Source organism: Planktothrix sp., assembly GCF_046067725.1.
In the GTDB taxonomy this organism is placed as follows: Bacteria; Cyanobacteriota; Cyanobacteriia; order Cyanobacteriales; family Microcoleaceae; genus Planktothrix.
The window spans coordinates 1-4,449 of the sequence record NZ_JBJUDF010000311.1; the positions used below are offsets into that span (position 1 = coordinate 1).

Sequence of the window (4,449 nt, forward strand, 5' to 3'; positions counted from 1 at the left end):
TTCTACCATAACTTCTTTCTGTTGGCTACGAAGTAACTGTACTAAATCTTCAATTAAATTACGACGAATCGAAATATTTTTAGGTAATAAAGGATTTTGATAAAATTCATTAATTTGTTGACCGACTAAAAAATAAATTGAATCTCCCTCTAAGATTTCTCTTGCTAATAAAACGGCTCCATTTTTATCGGAAGATAATCGAGAAATATCCCCTTTAGATTTTCTAATCATTTCCGTTGCTTTAGAAATCGTTAAAATTCCTTCTGTGACTAAATCCACTTCTTTTAATATGCCAATGGGAGGTAAATCTTTTCGCATGGTGGGAATATCCATTTCAATGGTTTCTCCCATATAATTTGCGACTAAATTGCCTGTTGTTCCTCCACAAATGACTTTACGACCCGGAAAACTTAATAACCGTTCTGCATAAACTTCATCTTGAGTAATATCTAAAGGAGGGCCAGTAAAAATCATGACGGGGTTGGGTTTTCTAACATAAACCCCCACAAAAGTTGCATCATCACCAATTTTATCTCGATATAAAGAGCGAGTTTCTGATAAAACTTGCTCAATAATCATCCGTGAATTTGTGGCTTGACTAATAAAAATTCGTTCCATATATTTAGCAATATTATCCCAACCCCAGCCAAAATTCATCGTATCTCCTAACCCAGCATAAAGAACACCATCACTAATGGCTCCAATAAAATCCCCTCGTTCTAATTTTCCTTGAGAAGATTGTATTTTTTTTCCTAATATTTTATCAATTTTGGTTTCTAATTTAACAATGCGACCTTTTTTAAAATAAAGAACCGGAGGGTTATCAAAATTGATGACTTTAAATTCATTGGTTAAATGATTAATTGAAATAATGGTAAAAGTAGCATAGGCAATTTTTCTGACCTGACAAATGGGTAAGGTTCCTATAACGGTTTTAATTACTTCTTCTAAGGGTACATCTGCATTTAACATCGTAATTAAAATTTCAGTGGTTAACGTTGCTAAAATACTGGCTTTTACCCCACTTCCTAACCCATCGGATAAAACAATCGTGCTTTTTGTTTCCGTTTTGATAAATTTAACTTGATCACCACAAAGTTCTTCGCCTTTTTTATTTAGGCTCAGATGACAAATATCAAAAAAGTTATCTTGATTCATATTCTATTAAGTTGGTGATAGTTTACTGATTTACCATTTCAATAATTTTAAGTAAACTCACTTTGGTTTCTGCGGTGGTTTCTCCTAATAACCCTGCTATTTCTTGAGCCACTTTCATTTGATTATCTACCACTTCATTCACTTTTTTAACGGTTTCTGCCTTAATTCTATCGGTTTCTTTTTTGCGTTCCATCTCGGCGGTAATATCGGTCATAATACAGCCAATAATATTTTCTTCTTTAATCGGAAAAATAAATTCTCGAATATATAAATGATATTGAGGATATTCGGTTTCTCGTCCTCGAATAACAGTATTAGTTTCCCAAGCTTCTTGAAAATGATCAATATTTCCTAAAATTTCCGTTGCTAATTTTCCGATAATTTTTTCTTTTTCTACGTTAAAGATTTGACAAAATGCTGGATTAACCAATTTAATAATTAAATCTGAATCTACGGCAATTAAACCGTTCGGATCATATTCCCATAAAAGTTGCCAAAGGTGATTTTGCGTTTTTTCTAACATAGTTAATTATTGTTTTCAATAGCGGGAAGGATTTCTTTTAAAAATTTATCTTCTATATTTTGAGGACTAATATTAATAAAATGCAAATCTCGAAACTTCATGACAATTCCAGAACTGCACGTTTCTAAACAAAATGAACCTTTTAACTCAATTTTTTGATCAATATTATATTCACTCATTAAAGCTTGCAATTTGGGTAGAACTTCATACACACCCATTTGGTGACAAGCGGAACCCATACATAAATATAAGTTTTCTTTTGACATTTTTCTCTCCGAATAGAAGAAGAGGGCAGGGGAAGCAGGGGGAGAAATTTCTGTTGTCTATTCCCTATTCCCCATTCGTAATTCGTAATTTGTAATTCGTAATTCCCTGTTCCCCCCTATAGTTGTGAAAATGGTGGGTTAATTGCGATATTTTTCTTGAATTATTGTTCCATCCTTTTGAATTAATTGAATGTGTAATGGCATTTGTCCGACGGCGTGGGTGGAACAACTTAAACACGGGTCATAAGCCCGAATTCCCGCTTCTACTCGGTTTAACATTCCTTCAGGAATCTCATTTCCATGAATATAATGTTGGGCAATTTGAGTCACGGTTTTATTCATGGCTAAATTGTTTTGTCCGGTGGCAATAATTAAGTTAACTTTTTTAATTAAGCCGTTTTCATCTACTTGATAATGATGGAATAAAGTACCGCGTGGTGCTTCACTGACTCCCACTCCTTCTAAACAGTTAATTCCTGCTTCTGCACGCACTCGTTTTGAGACAACATCCGGGTCATCAATTAACTGTTCAATGGCTTCAATACAAGCCATAATTTCTACTAATCGTGCATAATGATAGAAGAACGAAGAAGTGGCAACTCGTCCCCCTGCGCGATGACGAAATTCGATTAATTCTCGGTCGGCATCTTCGGTTCCAATACAGTCACAAACGTTCAATCTTGCTAACGGCCCAACGCGATAAATTCCATCAGGATATCCCAGAGGTTTATAATAGGGAAACTTGAGATAAGACCAATTTTCAACCGCTTCTCCCAGGAAGTCTTGATAGTCATCTTCGCTTAAACCATCGGCTACAATTTCACCATTACTATCAATAAATCTTAGATGTCCGCCATAGTGTTCCCAAGTGCCATCGGGGGCAACTAACCCCATAAATAATGAAGGGAATTTCCCAAAAACATCAACTTCTTGGGCTAATTCACTATCTAACAACCGTTTAAATAAACTAATCGCTAATTCGGTGGTTTGTCGAGCTTCCGGTAAACGTTCTATAATCCAGTTTCGCCCTTCTTCAGACAGAGGAGAACGCACACCACCGGGAACCGCCCAAGCGGCATGGATTTTTTTTGCTCCTAATATTTCAATCACCGTTTGTCCGAACTGACGCAAGCGAATTCCCGCCCGTGCTAAATCAGGATCAGCCGCCATTAAACCAAAGACATTGCGTTTAGCAGGATCACTATCCCAACCTAATAGAAAATCAGGACTACTCAGGTGGAAAAAACTTAAGGCATGAGATTGAGTTAACTGGGCTAAATTCATCATCCGACGCAATTTTTCGCCCGCCGGAGGCACTTGAACTGCTAGGATTTTATCGCCTGTTTTGGCAGAAGCTAACAGGTGACTCACGGGGCAAATTCCGCAAATTCTGGCGGTAATTCCAGCCATTTCAAACATCGGTCTACCTTCGCAGAATTTCTCAAACCCGCGAAATTCGACAACGTGAAATCGAGCGTTTTCGACTTCTCCCGCATCATCTAAATAAACGGATATTTTAGCGTGTCCTTCAATCCGAGTAACGGGATCAATAATAACTGTTTTAGACATATTTTTTAACCTCTAAATTTGTATTGTACGGGCGGGGTTTCCCGCCCTTCAGCAAGAACAGGTTAACCGAATTTGATCATTTCTCGCCCTTCCATTACAGGTTTTTTCCCTTCTAATAGAGGAGCAATTGTCGCTTTAATTCTATCGGCAGACGGAGGACATCCGGGTAAAAAGATGTCAACATTAACTAATTCATGAATAGGACGAACGCGCTCTAATAATTCAGGAACAATCCCCGGTTCTTTTGGCAGTTGGTTGCCTTTATCACTCAGTTCCAAATAACAGCGTTTTAACACAGGTTCCGTACTACCTAACATATTTCTCATGGCAGGAACGTTAGCTGTTACCGCACAATCTCCGAAGGAAATTAAAAGTTTTGTGCGTTTTCTGACTTGATGCAATAACTCTAAATTTTCTTCGTTGGCAACGGCCCCTTCTACTAAACAAACATCGACGTTTTCAGGATAATCTTTTAAGTCGCAACCGACGGGACTAAACACAACATCGACTTTTTCCGCGAGATCAAACAGCCATTCATCTAAGTCTAAAAACGACATATGACAACCAGAACATCCCGCTAACCAAACCGTAGCAAATCTTATCTTGTCCATTGATGTTTCCCTCTTGCATCTGCTAAGAATTCAAGTTTTTCGCGATCGCGTTGCATTTCTGCGGTTGTTGTGCCTTTTCTTAAGATAGAACCCGTCGGACAAGCATCAACACATTTGCCACAGGAGGTGCAAGCATCTACTTCACCCCAAGGTTGATTTAACCCTGTAATGACTTTGGCTGCGGCTCCCCGATAGCCGACATCCCAAACGTGGGCTCCTTCAATTTCGGCACAAACTCTGACACACCGAGTACACAGAATACAACGGTTATGATCGATGCCAAATTTAGGATGAGTGATGTCTACTTCTCGTTCAGGAAAAC

6 protein-coding genes are annotated in these 4,449 nt (G+C 38.0%); all 6 read right to left on the bottom strand.

Annotated elements, in window-relative coordinates:
• Positions 1 to 1,158: SpoIIE family protein phosphatase (locus tag ACKPEB_RS19370; protein ID WP_408966621.1), on the bottom strand; the 1,158-nt coding region annotated here is incomplete at its 3' end.
• Positions 1,159 to 1,180: 22 nt separating this feature from the next.
• On the bottom strand, positions 1,181 to 1,681 hold the full coding sequence (locus tag ACKPEB_RS19375; protein ID WP_408966622.1) for a PAS domain-containing protein: 501 nt from the start codon (positions 1,679 to 1,681) through the stop codon (positions 1,181 to 1,183).
• A gap of 2 nt (positions 1,682 to 1,683) precedes the next feature.
• A complete protein-coding gene (locus tag ACKPEB_RS19380; RefSeq protein WP_072721000.1) occupies positions 1,684 to 1,947 on the bottom strand; it encodes a (2Fe-2S) ferredoxin domain-containing protein in 264 nt (87 codons plus the stop codon).
• Positions 1,948 to 2,085: 138 nt separating this feature from the next.
• The gene (locus tag ACKPEB_RS19385) at positions 2,086 to 3,516 is read right to left on the bottom strand and encodes a Ni/Fe hydrogenase subunit alpha (RefSeq protein ID WP_408966623.1); all 1,431 of its coding nucleotides are present in this window, start codon (positions 3,514 to 3,516) and stop codon (positions 2,086 to 2,088) included.
• A gap of 62 nt (positions 3,517 to 3,578) precedes the next feature.
• Positions 3,579 to 4,127: an oxidoreductase gene (locus ACKPEB_RS19390; RefSeq protein ID WP_408966624.1), complete on the bottom strand. Its 549-nt coding sequence runs from the start codon at positions 4,125 to 4,127 to the stop codon at positions 3,579 to 3,581.
• A partial coding sequence (locus tag ACKPEB_RS19395; protein WP_408966625.1) for a 4Fe-4S dicluster domain-containing protein occupies positions 4,115 to 4,449 on the bottom strand: 335 nt, incomplete at its 5' end. The genes ACKPEB_RS19390 and ACKPEB_RS19395, both read right to left, overlap by 13 nt.

Coding starts and splice junctions, on each gene's coding strand:
- ACKPEB_RS19390 (WP_408966624.1), bottom strand. CDS start 4,127: ATGGACAAGATAAGATTTGCTACGGTTTGGTTAGCGGGATGTTCTGGT.
- ACKPEB_RS19385 (WP_408966623.1), bottom strand. CDS start 3,516: ATGTCTAAAACAGTTATTATTGATCCCGTTACTCGGATTGAAGGACAC.
- ACKPEB_RS19380 (WP_072721000.1), bottom strand. CDS start 1,947: ATGTCAAAAGAAAACTTATATTTATGTATGGGTTCCGCTTGTCACCAA.
- ACKPEB_RS19375 (WP_408966622.1), bottom strand. CDS start 1,681: ATGTTAGAAAAAACGCAAAATCACCTTTGGCAACTTTTATGGGAATAT.